At 70.8% G+C, this 521-nt stretch carries 2 pseudogenes; both read right to left on the bottom strand.

Annotated features, from left to right (window positions below):
- Window positions 1-195 (bottom strand): annotated as a pseudogene (locus D3D02_RS18940) (branched-chain amino acid ABC transporter permease); the annotation flags it as partial.
- Window positions 192-521, bottom strand: a pseudogene (locus D3D02_RS18945) (branched-chain amino acid ABC transporter permease); the annotation flags it as partial. The pseudogenes D3D02_RS18945 and D3D02_RS18940, both read right to left, overlap by 4 nt.

The following is a 521-nucleotide window of genomic DNA, read 5'->3' on the forward strand; positions in this document are numbered from 1 at the left end:
GTACAGCAGGTTGAACCCGAGCGCGAACAGCGCGACGACGAGGAAGTCGGTGAACAGGTACACCTGGAACGGCGGCCCGAACGCGATCAGGACCAGCGCGACGGCGCAGAGGAGGCCGAACCGCTCGCGGGTCCACCCCTCGGCGACGGCCGAGCCGAACCGGCTGACCCGGCCGCCGGTGTCGGTCGCGCTCATTCGCCGATCCCCCCGAACAGCCCCTCCGGACGGATCAGGAGCACGATCACCATCGCCAGGAACGGGATCGCGATGCTGCCCGCGCTGACGAACTGCGGGCCGAGGCTCTGCATCATGCCGATGAGCATCGCGCCGACGAACGCGCCGCCCATGGAGCCGAGCCCGCCGATGACCACGACGATGAACGCGTCGATGATCACCTGGTCGCCGAGCGCCGGGCTGGTCGCCTGGAGCGGCGCCGACAGCGCGCCGCCGAGCCCGGCCAACACGCTGCCGAGGAAGAAGACCCCGGTGTAGAGCCGCGGCACGTCGACGCCGAGCATGGC

The organism is Halobellus sp. Atlit-38R (assembly GCF_003665925.1).
Lineage (GTDB): Archaea > Halobacteriota > Halobacteria > Halobacteriales > Haloferacaceae > Haloquadratum > Haloquadratum inordinatus.